At 67.9% G+C, this 15513-nt stretch carries 13 protein-coding genes; 8 read left to right on the top strand and 5 right to left on the bottom strand.

Annotated features, from left to right (window positions below; translation table 11 throughout):
• The coding region (locus ACWDU4_RS24145) for an HNH endonuclease signature motif containing protein (RefSeq protein WP_450113925.1) at positions 1-252 on the top strand (252 nt) is incomplete at its 5' end.
• A gap of 861 nt (positions 253-1113) precedes the next feature.
• Here the strand turns inward: ACWDU4_RS24145 and ACWDU4_RS24140 are convergent.
• The 5 genes from ACWDU4_RS24140 to ACWDU4_RS24120 form a co-directional block, all read right to left on the bottom strand.
• A complete protein-coding gene (locus ACWDU4_RS24140) occupies positions 1114-1473 on the bottom strand; it encodes a hypothetical protein (protein ID WP_450116469.1) in 360 nt (119 codons plus the stop codon).
• A gap of 514 nt (positions 1474-1987) precedes the next feature.
• The gene (locus tag ACWDU4_RS24135) at positions 1988-2926 is read right to left on the bottom strand and encodes an LLM class flavin-dependent oxidoreductase (RefSeq protein WP_450116468.1); all 939 of its coding nucleotides are present in this window, start codon (positions 2924-2926) and stop codon (positions 1988-1990) included.
• An 85-nt stretch (positions 2927-3011) separates the two neighbouring features.
• Positions 3012-3872, bottom strand: a complete 861-nt coding sequence (locus tag ACWDU4_RS24130) for an LLM class F420-dependent oxidoreductase (protein WP_450116467.1) — start codon at positions 3870-3872, stop codon at positions 3012-3014.
• A 335-nt stretch (positions 3873-4207) separates the two neighbouring features.
• A complete protein-coding gene (locus ACWDU4_RS24125; protein ID WP_450116466.1) occupies positions 4208-4684 on the bottom strand; it encodes a hypothetical protein in 477 nt (158 codons plus the stop codon).
• A gap of 20 nt (positions 4685-4704) precedes the next feature.
• Positions 4705-6447: an acyl-CoA dehydrogenase family protein gene (locus ACWDU4_RS24120; RefSeq protein WP_450116465.1), complete on the bottom strand. Its 1743-nt coding sequence runs from the start codon at positions 6445-6447 to the stop codon at positions 4705-4707.
• 265 nt (positions 6448-6712) lie between these two features.
• On the opposite strand from ACWDU4_RS24120, the gene ACWDU4_RS24115 reads away from it, so the two are divergent.
• The 7 genes from ACWDU4_RS24115 (at position 6713) to ACWDU4_RS24085 (ending at position 15486) form a co-directional block, all read left to right on the top strand.
• The gene (locus tag ACWDU4_RS24115; protein ID WP_450116464.1) at positions 6713-7972 is read left to right on the top strand and encodes an amidohydrolase; all 1260 of its coding nucleotides are present in this window, start codon (positions 6713-6715) and stop codon (positions 7970-7972) included.
• Between the two features lie 269 nt (positions 7973-8241).
• Complete coding sequence (locus ACWDU4_RS24110; protein WP_450116471.1) at positions 8242-9117, top strand: oxygenase MpaB family protein; 876 nt, start codon at positions 8242-8244, stop codon at positions 9115-9117.
• A 29-nt stretch (positions 9118-9146) separates the two neighbouring features.
• Positions 9147-10490 carry a cytochrome P450 gene (locus ACWDU4_RS24105; protein ID WP_450116463.1) on the top strand — a complete coding sequence of 448 codons (1344 nt, stop codon included), beginning with the start codon at positions 9147-9149 and terminating at the stop codon, positions 10488-10490.
• A 61-nt stretch (positions 10491-10551) separates the two neighbouring features.
• Entirely contained in the window at positions 10552-11151 is a 600-nt protein-coding gene (locus ACWDU4_RS24100; RefSeq protein WP_450116462.1) for a TetR family transcriptional regulator, read from the top strand.
• A 185-nt stretch (positions 11152-11336) separates the two neighbouring features.
• Entirely contained in the window at positions 11337-12956 is a 1620-nt protein-coding gene (locus tag ACWDU4_RS24095) for a succinic semialdehyde dehydrogenase (RefSeq protein WP_450116461.1), read from the top strand.
• Entirely contained in the window at positions 12953-14623 is a 1671-nt protein-coding gene (locus tag ACWDU4_RS24090) for an AMP-binding protein (protein WP_450116460.1), read from the top strand. Before ACWDU4_RS24095 ends, ACWDU4_RS24090 begins: the two co-directional genes overlap by 4 nt.
• The gene (locus tag ACWDU4_RS24085; protein ID WP_450116459.1) at positions 14620-15486 is read left to right on the top strand and encodes an SDR family oxidoreductase; all 867 of its coding nucleotides are present in this window, start codon (positions 14620-14622) and stop codon (positions 15484-15486) included. Before ACWDU4_RS24090 ends, ACWDU4_RS24085 begins: the two co-directional genes overlap by 4 nt.
• Positions 15487-15513: the final 27 nt, after the last annotated feature.

Genomic DNA, 15513 nt, shown 5'->3' with positions numbered 1-15513 from the left:
CCAGGCTGCGGCCGCCCCGCCGCCTGGACCGACGGCCACCATATCCACCACTGGTCCAACGGCGGACCCACGAAACTCTCGAACCTGGTGCTGCTATGCCGCTTCCACCACGGCCTCATCCACAAGGGTGAATGGGAAGTGTTCGTCAGCACGGACGACGGTCACCCGTGGTTCGTGCCTCCGCGCTGGATGGACCCGCAGCGAAGACCCGTGCCCGCCCACAACCGAAGAGATCTCATCTTCACCAGCTGAACAAGCACAACCGAACAGCACCGCCCGGGCCACGACCTCACGACGGGTCGCGACCCGGGGCGTTGCTGTGCCACACACAAGGAATGGCCATCGGCATCCGACTTGCACCTCGGAGTGACCTCGTGTGGAGCGCAAGTTCGACACCGACAATGCCTCGAACCAGTTCAGGGCGATCCGGCCGCTTCCGACTGACACGAAAATGGGGTGACAACGGCTGGCGACCACCTCGTCGGCGTGCACCAAAGAGCCGGGGCGGCGGTTGGATCGTTAGCGAACGAGTTGGCGACGGCGGGCCCCAAATGCGAACCACGAGAGTGCACCGAAGATGGGAAGCATCACGATGAGCGCCGACCACCAGAACTTCGCGCCCCACCGGCCAAGGAACTCTGGCGAACCATGCGCGAGGACCAGCGACTCCACGTGAAGGATCAACTCATTGCCTGATCGGGGCCCGATGGCTGAAAGTCCCAACTGAGTAGACCGTCCTCGATGACAGGCACCCACCCCTCGCAGTCCGTCCCCTCCTCGAGCGCCGTCGCGATGGAGTCGAGCATGGCCACGATCGAGTCCGGTCCGGCGACCGCACCCTGAACTCGGCCATCCACATCGTCGCAGTCACCCAAGCCAGAACACCCAGCAGCGACGGATACGCCTACCACCAACGCAAGATGGCCGAAGGCAAGACCCACGAGAGGCTATGCGATGCCTCAAACGACAGGTTGCGAAGCGGCTGTGGCGCACCATGAGGGACGACCAGAGCGACAGACCAACCGCTGTCTTGTCGCAATCCGCTTAGACGTTGTGCATCGATGCTTCCTCACCCACGGCCCTCGACGGCCAGGGCCCTTGGCCGGTCAGTGCTTACTGGCCGAACGTCTCGCGAAGGTTCGCGTTGACAAGCTCGTTGATGCGCTTGCGCATACGAGTCGTTGTCTCCTCGTCCGGAAGCGGCTCGTCGACGACGAGAGTCCAACGGAGTTCGGTGCTGCTGCCAGCAGTGGTGCATACATCGAAGCGGATACGAGCATCCGGCCGCCATCGCCAGATCGAAGTCCAAACCACGAGGTTCGGCTCAATGCTCTTCTCGATCGAGGGATATTGCTCATCCTCACGCAGAATCAGCCATGGGCGAGCGGGATCGCGATCCGGGTTTACCAAGGCCTCGTAGACGACACGAGGGGGCGGTGGTTGCGAGCGCCTCCGATTCGCAATCTCAGCCACATCGCACCCCTACGCTCCGCGCGGCGGACATATCGACGACCTCGCGCTCGTCGACCTGGAGATATGCCCCATCCAGGTCTTCTCCTTCGACCGCGCAACGCATATCCAGATTCTACGGACATGCCAAGTGGGAAAAGACAATCGGTGCGGGTCGACGCTTCCCTCGTCGACCCGCAGCGAGATCATGGGGCCGGTGTTCGAAGGATCCTGGGCTTGACAGCACACATAGATATTGCCGAGTGCGCCGAGGCCGTCGGTCATCTCCTGCCTCCCCCGAGCCGACTTCTCATGGGTCACGACGGCACGAGCGACGGAAAGCCGTCCGTTGCTGGGAAAGACGACCAGCGGGACTGGGTACTCGTTGCATCCGCCGCCGTGCAACGCGAACCACTGGCGCAATTGTTCAGGCCGGGTCTGGCCGCTGCTTCAGCCGCGCGCACAACCCCTGGACCTGCGGAAGCAACCTCGTTGGAGTTGCGGGCTCCCTCAGGCGGACGGCGGGAGGCCACGCTGATCACGCTGCGGGCATGACCACTTCGCTGATGAGCCGCAGACTCTCCCACGACGGCTCCTCGGGCATACCGCCGCACAGCGGGTGGCTGGTGACCACGGGGACCACGCCGGACCGGCATGCCTCGATCAGATCCTCCGGCGTGTACACCCGGTAGACGCCGGCCTCGCGCAGTTCATCGACGGTGGCCGAGGAGTCCTTCACGTGCGAGTCCCGCTCGCCGATCCAGGACCGGTAGGCCAGTGCATCGGCGAGCAGGTGGTGGCCGAACTTCGCCCAGAACGCGTCGGGGTCGTCAGCACAGAACACCGTCGCGGGACCCGGCGGCGGGAACATCACGAGCCCCGGGTCGCGGCCGAGCGCACGGCACTCGTCGACATAGAGCCGCTTCAGCTCCCGGTCGACCACCTCCGGCTGGAAGTGCAACCCAAGCCGTGCCGCCCGCGTCGCGGCCGCCGGCACCCCGCCGCCGTAGAACATCACCGGGTGCGGCACGGTCAACGGCGCCGGTGTCACCTCGCCGCTCGCCCAGGCGTCGAATATCCGACCGATCGCCGTCTCCAGGTCTCGCGCGCGGGTTTTCCACGGACGCCCGAACAGCGCGTACTCCTCGGGCCGGTACCCGAGTCCGACGGTGTAGGTGACGCGCCCGCCACTGAGGTGGTCGAGCACGGCGATGTCCTCGGCGAGACGGATCGGGTCGTAGAGGTTCACCACCAGCGCGGCGACGGAGATCGGGATCCGCGTCGTGCGTGCCGCGAACGCGGACGCCACGAGCAGCGGACTGGGCAGGTAGCCGTCGTCCGAGCCGTGATGCTCGGACAGCGTGATCGCCGTGTGCCCCTTCGCATCCACATAGGACGCCTGCTCCAGCGCGACCGCGAACAGGCGCCGCCGGGCATCGGGCGAGTATCCCGGAGCCCGGAAATCGTATCGCGTCACGAAATGCGCCACCGCACACCTCCTCCACCTGAGACGAAGGCGCCCGGGCGGGAAACCCGTCCGGGCGCAGCGTGTTCGACCCCGCTCAGTTCGCAGCGGGCGAGCGGTCGAGCTTGCCCGCCAGCTTCTCGAGGTACGCGACGACGGTCGCTTCGTCGGCGTCCGGCATCCCGTACACCACCTCGTCGACCCCGAGGTCTTCCCAACGCGAGAGCGTTTCGGGGACCGGCTTGCGATCGAGGACGACGATCCGCGGCGAACCCTCCCGGCCGGCGGCCTCCCACGTCTTGCGCAGCAGCAGGACGTTGTCGTCGATGTCCTGCTCGATCGGGGTGGTCATCCAGCCGTCCGCGGACCGGGCGATCCACTTGAAGTTCTTCTCGTTGCCCGCCGCCCCGACGATGATTGGAACCCTCGGCTGCTGAATGGTTTTCGGCCACGCCCAGCTCGGACCGAAGCTGAGGAACTCGCCCTCGTAGGACGCCTCCTCCTGCGACCACAGCGCCTGCATGCCTTCGAGGTACTCGCGCAGCATGGTGCGGCGCTTGCCGGTCGGGACACCGTGGTCGGTGAGTTCGTCGAGGTTCCAGCCGTAGCCGACGCCGAGGGTGACGCGGCCACCGGACAGGTGGTCGAGGGAGGCGATGGTCTTCGCCAGGGTGATCGGGTCGTGTTCGACGGGCAACGCGACGGCGGTGCCGAGCCGGATCCGCTCGGTCACCGACGCGGCGGTCCCGAGCGAGACCCACGGGTCCAGGGTGCGCATGTACCGGTCGTCGGGCAGCGATTCGTCGCCGGTCTGCGGGTGCGCGGCGTCGCGCCGGACGGGGATGTGCGTGTGCTCGGGGACGTAGAACGAATCGAATCCGAACCGTTCCACCGCCCGCGCCGCGGCCGCGGGGGTGATACCGCGGTCGCTCGTGAACAGCGTGATGCCAAACTCCACCAAAGCCTCCTCGCACTGTGACGAACAACTCGTCGCTCGTCCCCGACACTATTTGCTGGACACCTGTTTATCAAGGTGTCCAGTCGACCGGTGTCGATCAGATTCTGGAACTCGTTCACCGAATCCTGCCAGCGTTGGACCAGCAATCTAGAACCGATCACCGCTGCCGCTATGACACATGTTCCTGCCTACCCGAACCCCTCTGCGACGACGTCCGCGTCACACGGGAAAGGGCGCGACGGCCGGCGGAATCGCCACCGGCCGCGACGCCCTCGACCATGATCAGAGCCCCGACACCGTCAGGGTTCGCCGTCTCCCACCCGAGTCGCGAATGGCTAACCGACGACGATGGTGCCGCGACCCGGAACGTGCGGGAAATTGGTGTCGATCTGGACCTCGATCCGTCCGGCCCCGGTGGGTGCGGTCATCGGCACCCACGGGCCGTCCGTCGGCGACAGCGGCGTGTCGTCGCCGAGTGGGACCGGCGGCCCCGGGAAGACTCCGCTCGCGCCGGTGTCCAGGTTCTTCCAGCGCAGCGTGGCCTCGACGCCGCAGTACGGGTTCTGGAACAGACCGGGGACGAAGGTGAACTCCGGTCGCACCCAGATCGTCGGGTTCTGCCCGTAGAAAAGGGCGTTCGGATCGTAGTGCGCATCCACGGTCCCGACGCACCCGAGCGCCCCGCCGCCGAGCGTGTACGTGGGCGAGATCCCCGCCGGGTCGGCCGACGAGCCGGTCGACGCCGCGGCGGTGCCGCCCGTCATCGATGCCGCAACGACTGCCGACACCACCACCGCACGAACAAGTTTCATCGTGTTCCCCCCAGCCGACGCTACGGCGTCATCTCGTAGGCGCCATCGTAGGCCACCACCTGGTCCCAGACCCTCGCGAACCGCTGGCCGTCGACCACCGGCTTGCGGATCACCCCCAGCGCCCACGCCTGCTGGGCCTGCGTCGAGGAGGGCTTGCCGTGCAGTGCCACGGCATACGCGGAGAAGTCGCGGACCTGGAAGTCGAAGATCTGGTCGAGCAGATCGCGGTCGAGGCCGGTGAGCTCGGCCTGTTCGAGGATCAGCTGGCCGTAGACGACCAGCGAGAACAGGTGACCGACGTTGAGCAGGAAGTCCAGATCCTTCTGCTGCGCGGCGTCCGGGCCCGCGGTGGTGAGCAGCTCCTGCAGGGCCCGCGCCTGCTCGAGGAACAGCGCCACGTTGGGGAGGTCGGCGTGCCGCTCGTAGACCGGAACCCAGTCGTGGAACTGCACCTTGGCCGCACCCCTGGTGGGGCCCTGGTGCCAGAAGAACTCGTCGTCGGCGGCGTCGAGCCGGGTGCCGATCTCCGGGTACTCCGCCGGGGCGAACAGGTAGTTCGGCATGAACTTGAGGATCAGCCCGACGTTCACGTGCACGGTGCCCTCGAGCTTGGGGAGGGTGCCGATCACCTCGACGGCCTCGCGGAAGTAGGTGTTCTTCTCGTAGCCCTTGGCGGCGATGACGTCGTGCAGCAGCGCGATCACCCGCTCGCCCTCGGAGGTGACCTTGGCCTTGGTCATCGGGTTGAAGAGCAGGTAGCGGCGGTCGTCGAGACCGGCGCTGCGGAAGTAGTCCACCGCACGGGCACTGAACTGCTTCATCGCGACGAGCCGGCTGTATGCGTCCACGAAAGCGGCGCGCACATGGGTGAAGTCGGTGACCGGGTTTCCGTAGAGGATCCTGTTGTGCGCGTGGGTGATCGCCTCGTAGAAGGCGTGCTCGCTGATGCCGATCGAGCCGGTGCACAGATTGAACTTGCCGACGTTGACGGTGTTGAGTGCGGCCTCGAATGCCTGCACCCCGGTGTGCAGGATGTCCTCCTCGCGGACCGGGTAGTCCTCGAGCCGGAAGGTGCTGACGTACATCTGGCCGTGGATGACGTTGTCGATCAGCTGGTAGTTCGAGTGTCGGCTGTCCGCGACGAAGAAGACGTAGCCCTCGGGGCCGTCGATGTCGGTGCGTCGACCGAACACCGAGACCATGCCGGCGACGTTGCCGTTGCCGATGTAGTACTTGTCCCCCGTCGCCCGGAACGCGACCCCGCCCTCTCCCGACGCATTCTCTCCGGCGACCGGGGTGAGAAGCATGTCGGTGGAGTACACGTCGGCGCCGTGCGTGCGCTCGGACAGGCCGAAGGCCATCACACCGCCCGCGGACAGTTCGTCGGCGGCACGCTGGCGGGCCTTGTCGTTCTCGCTCATCCAGATCGGCCCGAGGCCGAGGATGGTGACCTGCCAGGCGTACCAGTACGCCAGGCCGTAGAACCCGAGGATCTCGCTCAGGGCGGCGTTGCGGGCCGCGTCCCAGCGCCGGTTCGGGTCGCCGCCGCCGAACTCGGCAGGCGTCTGAAAGGTGGCGAACAGCTTCTCGTCCTTCACGAACTCGAGAAAGTCCGCGACCCACACCGCGTCGAGGTCGTCGGCGAGCAGGCGCTCCTTGCCACGGTTCTCGAACCAGTCGATCGTCGCGCGCAACAGTCGCCGGGTCTCCGGATCGAATTCCTGCGGGTCGTAGGTTTTCGGGTTGAACAGCAGCTCGGTCACGGCTCGGCCTTTCGTCGGAGTCCCAGCCCAAATTACCAGCCAGTAACTTGATTGGGGACCCACTTCGGGCGCCATCTGGGGATCCCGGAGCGCGCGCGAGTTCGGGGTCGCCTCGCGCACCCGTTTGGCGCACCGCGCTCGTTCGGATGAGAACTGAAAGAATGGCACCCACGTGCGCCCCGTTCGAGGCGGCGGACACAAGGCACATGGAAACCTGAAAATCGGGTCGCCTGCCCAGCAGACGACCTTCGTCGAAGGGAAAACCATGACAGCACCCAGCGACATCGTGATCAATCCGGCGCTCGCCGACCTGTACAAGGACATTCACCGACATCCCGAACTCGGATTCCAGGAACACCGCACCGCCGCCCTCGTCGCCGAACGACTGACGGCAGCAGGGTTCGAGGTCACGACCGGAGTCGGGAAGACCGGGGTGGTCGGTGTCCTGAAGAACGGCACGGGCCCGACAGCGCTGCTCCGGGCGGACATGGATGCGCTGCCCATCCGGGAGGAAACCGGACTCGACTATGCCAGCACCGTGACGGTCACCGATGAGCACGGAGGCACGGTCCCGGTCGCCCATGCGTGCGGCCATGACCTGCACACCACCTGCCTGCTCGGCGCGGCGCAGATCCTCGCCGCCGACCGGTCCCGCTGGAACGGCACACTGCTGCTCGTGTTCCAGCCGGCCGAAGAGCTGGGTGCGGGTGCGCAGGCGATGGTCGACGACGGATTGTTCGACAGGTTCCCCAAGCCGGACGTCGTGCTCGGCCAGCACGTGGCACCCCTGCCCGCAGGGAAGATCGCCGGGCATCCGGGTGCGTCCTACGCGGGGTCGGATTCACTGCGCGTGCGGCTCGTCGGCAAGGGTGCACACGGGTCGATGCCGGAGGCCTCGGTCGATCCCATCGTGCTGGCGTCGGCAACGGTATTGCGCCTGCAGACCGTCATTTCCCGCGAGGTCCCGAGCACCGCGACGGCCGTGCTCACCGTCGGGTCGATCCACGCAGGTGACGCCGCCAACGTGATTCCCGGTCACGCCGAGATCCAGTTGAACATTCGCAGCTACGACACCACCGTGCGACGCCGCATCCTCGACAGTGTCGAGCGCATCGTTCGCGGTGAAGCGGAGACCGCCGGAGCACCGGAGGAGCCGACGATAACGGAAATCGAACGGTTTCCGGTCGTCATGAACACCCCTGAGGCATTGAAGAAGAGCCTCGACGCGTTCGCCACATGGCTCGGCCGGGACAACATTCTCGATCCGGGCGCAGGAGCAGGCAGCGAGGACGTCGGCATCCTCGCGACCAGCTCCGGGGCGCCGCTGTCCTACTGGCTGCTCGGCGGGGCGGATCCTTCCCTGTTCACCACGGGAGACATGACGGACCCCGCACTGCTCACCGTGCCGTCCAACCACTCCCCCCACTACGCCCCGGTCATCGAGCCGACTCTGCCGATCGGCGTGACCGCGTTGGTGACCGCCGCCCGTACATGGTTGCCGCCGAGCGACCAGGCCACGCCCTAACCCTGCACGAACCGTCCGGCCCGACCGAGCAGTGACCGGTCGGGCCGGACTTGCATGCCCGAACCCCTTGTGTGAGCGGGGCCACGTTGCTACCGTGTGACACACAGACACAGATTTGTTCCAACGTCTCGCTCCTTCCATTTCCCGATCCTTCGATGTCCCCGGCGACAGGAGTTCGCATGACGTCAACCCACGAGTCCGTCGGCGACACCGCGACCGGCGAGCCCGTACGGCCCGGATTCGACGAGGGCATCCGCGAGGCACTGCCGATGCCCGTCGACGACGACACCGCCGACCTGGTGGTGCCCCTCGGTCCGGACTCACTGGTGTGGAAGTTCTACGGCGACGTGCGCGGCCTGCTCGGGTTCCAGCGGCTCGCGGGCACCGAGAACTGCATCGAACAGCTCGGCAAGGCCGTCGAGGACCACTCGGTGATCTTCGCCGACACGATCGGCCGGGCGAAGCGCAGCGCACCACCCATCATGAAGACCGTCTACAGCGCGGACCCGCACGCGTGGGGCCGAACGGTCCGCGACTTCCACAAGCCCATCAAGGGCACCATCGCCGACGGATCGCGCTACCACGCACTCAATCCCGAGTTGTTCTACTGGGCACACGCGACATTCGTCGACCAGGTTCTCTACATCACAGACACGTTCATTCGTCGCCTGTCCGAGGCCGAGAAGGAACAGATCTTCGAGGAGAGCAAGGCCTGGTACCGGCTGTACGGGGTCAGTGACCGCGGCCAGCCGCAGACCTATGCCGAGTTCGTCGAGTACTGGGACGGAATGCTGGACCGGTTCGTGCCGACCAAGACGATCGTCTACGCGACCGGGTACATCCGGAAGGGCATACCCGGCCCCCGGCAGATCCCCGCGCCGATCTGGAAGGTGCTGTCCGCACCGCTGAACGCCTTCGCCCGGACCGTCGTCGTCGGCACCGTGCCCCCACAGATGCGCGAGGTCTGCCGCCTCGAATGGGACGACAAGAAGGAGAAGCGCTTTCAACGGTTCGCGCGCGTCATGCGGGCACTGAACCCGGTGTTCAACCGGCTCCCCGTCGGGGCTCTGTACCTGCCGTGGGCCCGCGACGCCTGGCGGCGCGTCGGCGTCGATCCTCGGCGCCTGCACAACACCGCGGCCTGACCATCTTCGAACGACCTTCAGGAGTTCCCATGCGTCGCAAGCAGTTGGCCACCGTTCCGGCGGGCAGTGGCCTCAAACCGATTCACGGAACAGGCGATCCGGGCGTGATCGAGGTCCTCCGGTTCTTCCGGGATCCGATCACCATGGTCGCCAAGCGTCGCGCCGCGTACGGCGACATCACGTACATCAACTCGTTCGGCCTCAAGTTCGTGATCCCCCTCGACGCCGACGGCAGCGAGGCCGTCGCGATGAACCGTGACAAGGCCTTCGCCAACGAACCGGCGTGGGGATTCCTGATCGGCCCCTTCTTCCGCCGCGGCATCATGCTGATGGACTTCGAGGAGCACCGTCACCACCGGCGAATCATGCAGCAGGCCTTCAGCAACACCCATCTCAAGGGCTACCTGCAGGACATGCAGCCGATGCTCGCGGAGCGGGTCGCCCACCTGCCACTCGGTGACGACGTGCGACTGCTCGACGAGTTCAAACAGATCACTCTCGACCTGGCGCTGGAGATCTTCCTCGGCTTGGACCTGCCGCGGGCCGAGGCCGACCGGATCAACAAGGCGTTCGTCGACTGCGTCGGTGCCGGTCTGTCGATCATCCGCAAGAACATCCCCGGCACGCGCTGGGCGCGCGGTCTGGCCGGCCGCAAGCTGCTCGAGGCCTTCTTCTACGAGCACCTGCCCGCCAAACGCGCCACGGCGACCCCCGACCTGTTCTCCGTGCTGTGTCACGCCCAGGACGAGGAGGGCCACACCTTCACCGACGAAGACGTGGTCAACCACATGATTTTCGTGCTGATGGCCGCGCACGACACGTCGACCATCACCCTGACCACGATGGCGTACTACATGGCCCGGCACCCCGAGTGGCAGGAGAAGGCCCGCGAACAATCGCGGAACCTGCCCCCCGAGATCTCATACGACACCCTCGACGAGTTCACCGTCCTGGACCGGATCATGAAGGAGTCGCTGCGGCTGAACTCCCCGGTCCCCGGCCTGCCCCGGCGGGCGATCAAGGACACCGAGATCTGCGGACACCACATCCCCGAGGGCACCTACGTCTCGGCGATCGGCATGGTCAACCACCACAATCCCGCGCTGTGGAACGACCCCGAGCGCTTCGACCCCGACCGTTTCACCAAGGAACGCGCCGAGGACAAGGTGCACCGCTACGCCTGGATGCCCTTCGGTGGCGGGGTGCACAAGTGCATCGGTCTGTACTTCGCTCAGATGGAGATCAAGACGATCATGCACAACATGCTGCTCAGGTACGAGTGGTCGGTACCGGAGGACTATCGCTGGGAACTCGACAACTCCACCCTGCCGGTACCGAAGGACCGCCTGCCGGTGCGCCTTCGCGCACTGTAGGCGAGTACCGACGTGCGAGGCGCACCAGGATCGCCCACGGTGCCGGAAGGCGGCGACCGATATGCTCACCCCGATGCCCACACCAGTCGAACCCACCGCGCGGTCCGCGTCGCCGGAGATGGCGATGCTCGACGCCGCGCGGGACGAGTTCGAGCGGTACGGAATCCGGCGCACCAACATGGACGACATCGCCCGCCGGGCCGGCATCTCCCGCAGCACCCTCTATCGCCGGTTCCCGAACAAGGACGCACTGGTCGAGACGCTCGTTCTCCACGACACCGCGGCGTTCTTCGCGGAACTGGACCGGGTGGCGGCGAACCGCGACCCGCGCAGCGCCGTCGTGGAGTGCTTCACCCGTGGTGTCCGGCTCGCCCAGGAGATGCCGCTGGTCGCGCGGATACTCGAGAGCGAACCGGAACTGATCCTCGGACTGACCAACCGAACCGATGGCGCGCCGATCACCCAGGCCGCCGCGCAGGTCGCCGTCACCCTCCGCCGCAGCGGGGTGACCATGTCGGACGAGGATCTGACCGCAGTCTCCGAGATCCTTGTCCGGATCGCGGTGTCCCTGATGCTGAATCCTCAAGGCCAACTGGACATCTCGAATCAGGAAGCGGTTCGGCAGTACGCCGAGCGCTACCTGGTCCGCCTGGTGTGGTGACCGGCGTCCGACGCCGTCACCGCTGACCACACAGGCACACCGGCACCCCGGCCGCCCCACACTGTTACGCAGCCCGTCCCCCCGGCGGCAGCGCCGTCACCCCACCCCTCGGCGGCCGCGCCGTCACCCCACCCCTCGGCGGCCGGGCCGTCACCCCATCCCTCCGAGCGAGGAGACAACAACACGTGACATCCGTCAGCTCACCCGACATCGGTGACCCACCCGCCGCCGATCATCCCCGCGCGGTCGCTCCGGCCCTGATCCGCGCGCTCCGCGCGCAGCTCCCCCACGCGGGTCCACTGCGCCGGGCGACGGCCCCGTTCACCGGCGAGCCGCTGCCCGGTGTGCCCCAGGCCGATCCGGCCGCGGTGGCCGACGCGGCTCGCTCCGCGCGCGAAGCCCAGACCGCGTGGGCGGACACCCCGATCCGAGACCGCGAGCGAGTCGTCCGCCGTTTCGCGCGGGCCCTGATCGACCATCACGACCTGCTCTGCGACCTGATGCAGTGGGAGACGGGCAAGGCGCGGGTGCACGCCGCGGTCGAGGTGCAGGGCGTGATCTCGGTGGCCACGTATTACGGCCGCACCGGTTCCTCGCACCTGCGGAGCCGGCGGGCGAGCACCGCTGTTCCCGGGGTCGTGGCCGCCCGGGTCGGGTTCCGGCCCAAGGGCCTGGTCGGGGTGATCGCGCCGTGGAACTATCCGCTCTTCCTCGCCGTCGGCGACGTGATCCCGGCGCTCGTCGCCGGGAACGCCGTGCTGAGCAAGGCCGATTCCCAGGCCCCGTGGACACTGCTGCTTGCACGCAAGCTCGCGGTCGAATCCGGTCTGCCGCCACGGGTCTGGCAGGTGGTCGCGGGACCGGGAGCCGAGATCGGTTCCGCGCTGATCGGCGCCGTCGACCACCTGTGCTTCACCGGGTCCACCGCGACCGGGCGCGCCATCGCGCGGCAGTGCGCCGACCGGCTGATCGGGGCGTCGCTCGAACTCGGGGGGAAGAACCCGATGATCGTGTGCGCCGACGCCGACATCGGTGCCGCGGCGACCGGCGCGGTCCAGGCATGCTTCTCCAACGCGGGCCAGATGTGCATCGGCATCGAACGGATTTACGTCCACGAGCGGGTCTACGGGCAGTTCGTGGACGCCCTCGTCGACCGCACCCGCAGGCTTCGGCTCGGATCCGGCTACACGTATGCCGTCGACATGGGATCGCTGACGTCCGGGCGTCAGCTCGCGGCCACCGTCCGGCACATCGAGGACGCCGTCGCCAAGGGCGCGACAGTGCAGACCGGCGGGTGCCCCCGCCCGGACGTCGGGCCACTGTTCCACGACCCGACGGTGCTGACCGACGTCACCGCCGACATGAGCGTGTACGCCGAGGAGACCTTCGGCCCCGTGGTGTCGGTGTACCGCGTCACGTCGGAGGAGGAGGCGGTCCGGCTCGCCAACGAGGGCGAGTACGGGTTGAGCGCGAGTGTGTGGACGAAGGACGTGCGGCGGGGCCGCGAACTCTCTGCGCGGATCGTCGCGGGAGCGGTCAACGTCAATGACGGCTACCTGTCCGCGATCGCCGCGCTCGATGCGCCGATGGGCGGCATGCGGACCAGTGGCGTCGGGCGCAGGCACGGCCGCGAGGGCATCGTCCGCTACACCGAACCGCAGACCGTCACCACCCAACGCGTCCCTACCGCCTACCCCGACCGGCTGCGCGCCGGACTGCTGCGCGTCATGAACTCGACCAGCCGCGTGAAACTGGCCCTGCCCGTGAAAGACGGCTTTCCGCAACGATTCCGAGGACGACGATGAACGCTCATGCCCTGCGAACCCGAGTCCGCAACGAAGCCGTCGCCGCCCGAATCCTGTGGCGGGCCGGCATGGTGTCCGGCAGGCCGCGCGCGCTGGCCGCCGGCGTCAGGGCCGTGGCCCGCCTCGGCCCGTTCGGCGGGCTCCCCGCCTACTGCGCGGCGGTGCACCGCGGCGCGGTCGCGATCGTCGACGACCGCGGTGCCCTGACGTTCGACGAGTTCGCCTCCCGCACCCATCGGCTCGCCAACGCGCTGCGCGCCACACTGCCGGTGGGCGACACCCAGCCGAGCATCGGGATCCTGTGCCGCAACCACGCGGATGCGCTGGTGACGCTGTGCGCGGCGGCCGCGGCGGGCGCCCGGGTGGTTCTGCTCGGCGCCGACTTCGGGCCCGCGCAGGTGGCGGTGGTCGCCGCCCGGGAGCGTCTCGACGCGATCGTCTACGACCAGGAGTTCGCCGGGGCCGTTGCCGATTTCGACGGCCACCGGTGGTGTGCCTGGTACGACGGCGAGATCCCCCCGGACGCACTGTCCCTCCTGCTCGAACCGCAGTCCGCGACACCGCCGCCGCGCCCGAAGCACGCGGCATCGCTGGTGATCCTCACCAGCGGTTCCAGTGGAACGCCGAAGGGCGCACCCCGCGCCGAACCGCGCACCCTGATGCTCACCGCAGGCCTGCTCGAACGGATACCGCTGCGCGGAGGCGAGCGAGTGCTGTTGTCCGCGCCCGTGTTCCACGGCTGGGGGCTGCTTGTCGCGGTCCTCACCCTGATGCTCGGGTCGACACTGATCCTGCACCGCCGCTTCGATGCGTCTCGGGCACTGGCCGACCTCACACGGCAGCGGTGCGCCGCCTTCATCGCGGTGCCGACGATGATCCGGCGGGTACTCGACCTCGGCGAGCAGGTCCGGGCCGCGGACCTGTCGAGCCTGCGCATCGTTGCCAGTGGCGGCGCGCGGCTGGAGGGCGCCCTGGTCACCCAGGCGACCGAGGTGTTCGGGCCGGTGCTGCACAACCTCTACGGGTCGACGGAGGCCGCCTACATCAGCATCGCTACGCCGCAGGATCTCGCAGACGCCCCGAACTGCGCGGGTCGGCCGACGCTGGGCACGGTGGTGCGCATCGTCGACGCCCGCGGCAGGTCCGAAACCGCAGGCACCGAGGGCCGCATCCTGGTGCGCACACCTGCCCAGATCGAGGCGTACACCGACGGCACCAGCCGCAGCGACACCTACGGTTTCCTCGACACCGGCGACCGCGGTCACCTCGATCCGCTCGGACGGTTGCATGTGTCCGGTCGCTCCGACTCGATGATCGTGTCGGGCGGCGAGAACGTCTATCCGGAGGAGGTCGAGCTCGTCCTGCTCACGCACCCGGGCATCGACGACGCCGCCGTCACGCCGGTCGACGACGTGGAGTTCGGGCAACGCCTGCGCGCCTACGTCGTGCGCGCCGCGACGCGGCCCGAAACCGGTGACCTCGACGAGGAGGCCGTGCGGGCCCACGTGACCGCGCATCTGCCGCGGTCACGGATGCCGCGAGACGTCCTTTTCGTCGACACCCTGTCCCGGGGATCGTCGGGAAAGGTGCTGCGCCGCACCCTCGACGATCTCGACGCCAGTACCGACACCGATGCGAGGACCGACCTGAAGGAGCAGCGCGCATGAGGGGAATCGATCCGACCGGCCGGGTGGCGGTCGTCACGGGCGGTGCCCGCGGCATCGGACGGACCATCGCGATCGCGCTGCGCGACGCGGGGGCGAAGGTGGCCGTCGGCGATGTCGACAGGGCGCGACTGGAGGAGACCTGCGCGGAACTCGGGGTGCACGGATACCGGCTGGACGTCACCGATCCCGGCTCCGTCGCTGCGTTCGCCGACGAGGTGGAGTCGGCTCTCGGACCGATCACCGTGTGGGTGAACAACGCCGGCATCATGCCGATCGGTCCGGTGCTCGACCAGGACGACGCGCTGATCCGCCGCGCGATCGACATCAACGTCCTCGGCGTGATCAACGGCGCCCGCGCCGCCGCCCGCCGCATGGTCACCCGCGGCGGTGGCCGGATCGTGAACGTGGCGTCCATCGCCGGCCGCATGCCCGCGCCCGGGATGGCCGTCTACACCGGCACGAAGTTCGCGGTGGTCGGATTCGGCGAGGCGCTCGACGCCGAACTCGCAGGCCGCGGGGTGCGGGTCTCGACCGTGCTGCCCTCGTTCACGAACACCGAACTGATCGCCGGCACCACACCGGGCCCGCTGACCCGCCCGATCCCGCCCGAACAGGTCGCCGCGACCGTCGTCCGGGTGTTGCGGCGCGGCAGTAGGCACGCGGTCGTCCCGGGCCGGCTGTCGACCGGAAGCGCGCTGTGGCAACTGTTCCCCCGGCCCGCCGCCCGCGTGCTGCGCCGCGGGTTCGGGCTCGACCGGGTGTTCCTCGACGTGACGTCCGACCGGGCCTCGTACGAGCGCCGAATCGCTCCACTCGCAGCCGATTCACAGGCGTTGACCAGCGAGAACACAGATCCGAACTGACAGCAAACTCCCATGGAGAATCCCCGA

The sequence above is a fragment of the Rhodococcus sp. NPDC003348 genome, from assembly GCF_053589375.1.
The sequence above is the reverse complement of the archived record's forward strand: the minus strand, read 5'-3'. Positions and strand labels throughout refer to the sequence as shown.

Bases quoted from the DNA above. Each gene is read 5' to 3' on its own strand.
- ACWDU4_RS24125 (WP_450116466.1), bottom strand. From the start codon at position 4,684: ATGAAACTTGTTCGTGCGGTGGTGGTGTCGGCAGTCGTTGCGGCATCG.
- ACWDU4_RS24115 (WP_450116464.1), top strand. From the start codon at position 6,713: ATGACAGCACCCAGCGACATCGTGATCAATCCGGCGCTCGCCGACCTG.
- ACWDU4_RS24110 (WP_450116471.1), top strand. From the start codon at position 8,242: ATGCCCGTCGACGACGACACCGCCGACCTGGTGGTGCCCCTCGGTCCG.
- ACWDU4_RS24105 (WP_450116463.1), top strand. From the start codon at position 9,147: ATGCGTCGCAAGCAGTTGGCCACCGTTCCGGCGGGCAGTGGCCTCAAA.
- ACWDU4_RS24100 (WP_450116462.1), top strand. From the start codon at position 10,552: ATGCTCACCCCGATGCCCACACCAGTCGAACCCACCGCGCGGTCCGCG.
- ACWDU4_RS24090 (WP_450116460.1), top strand. From the start codon at position 12,953: ATGAACGCTCATGCCCTGCGAACCCGAGTCCGCAACGAAGCCGTCGCC.
- ACWDU4_RS24085 (WP_450116459.1), top strand. From the start codon at position 14,620: ATGAGGGGAATCGATCCGACCGGCCGGGTGGCGGTCGTCACGGGCGGT.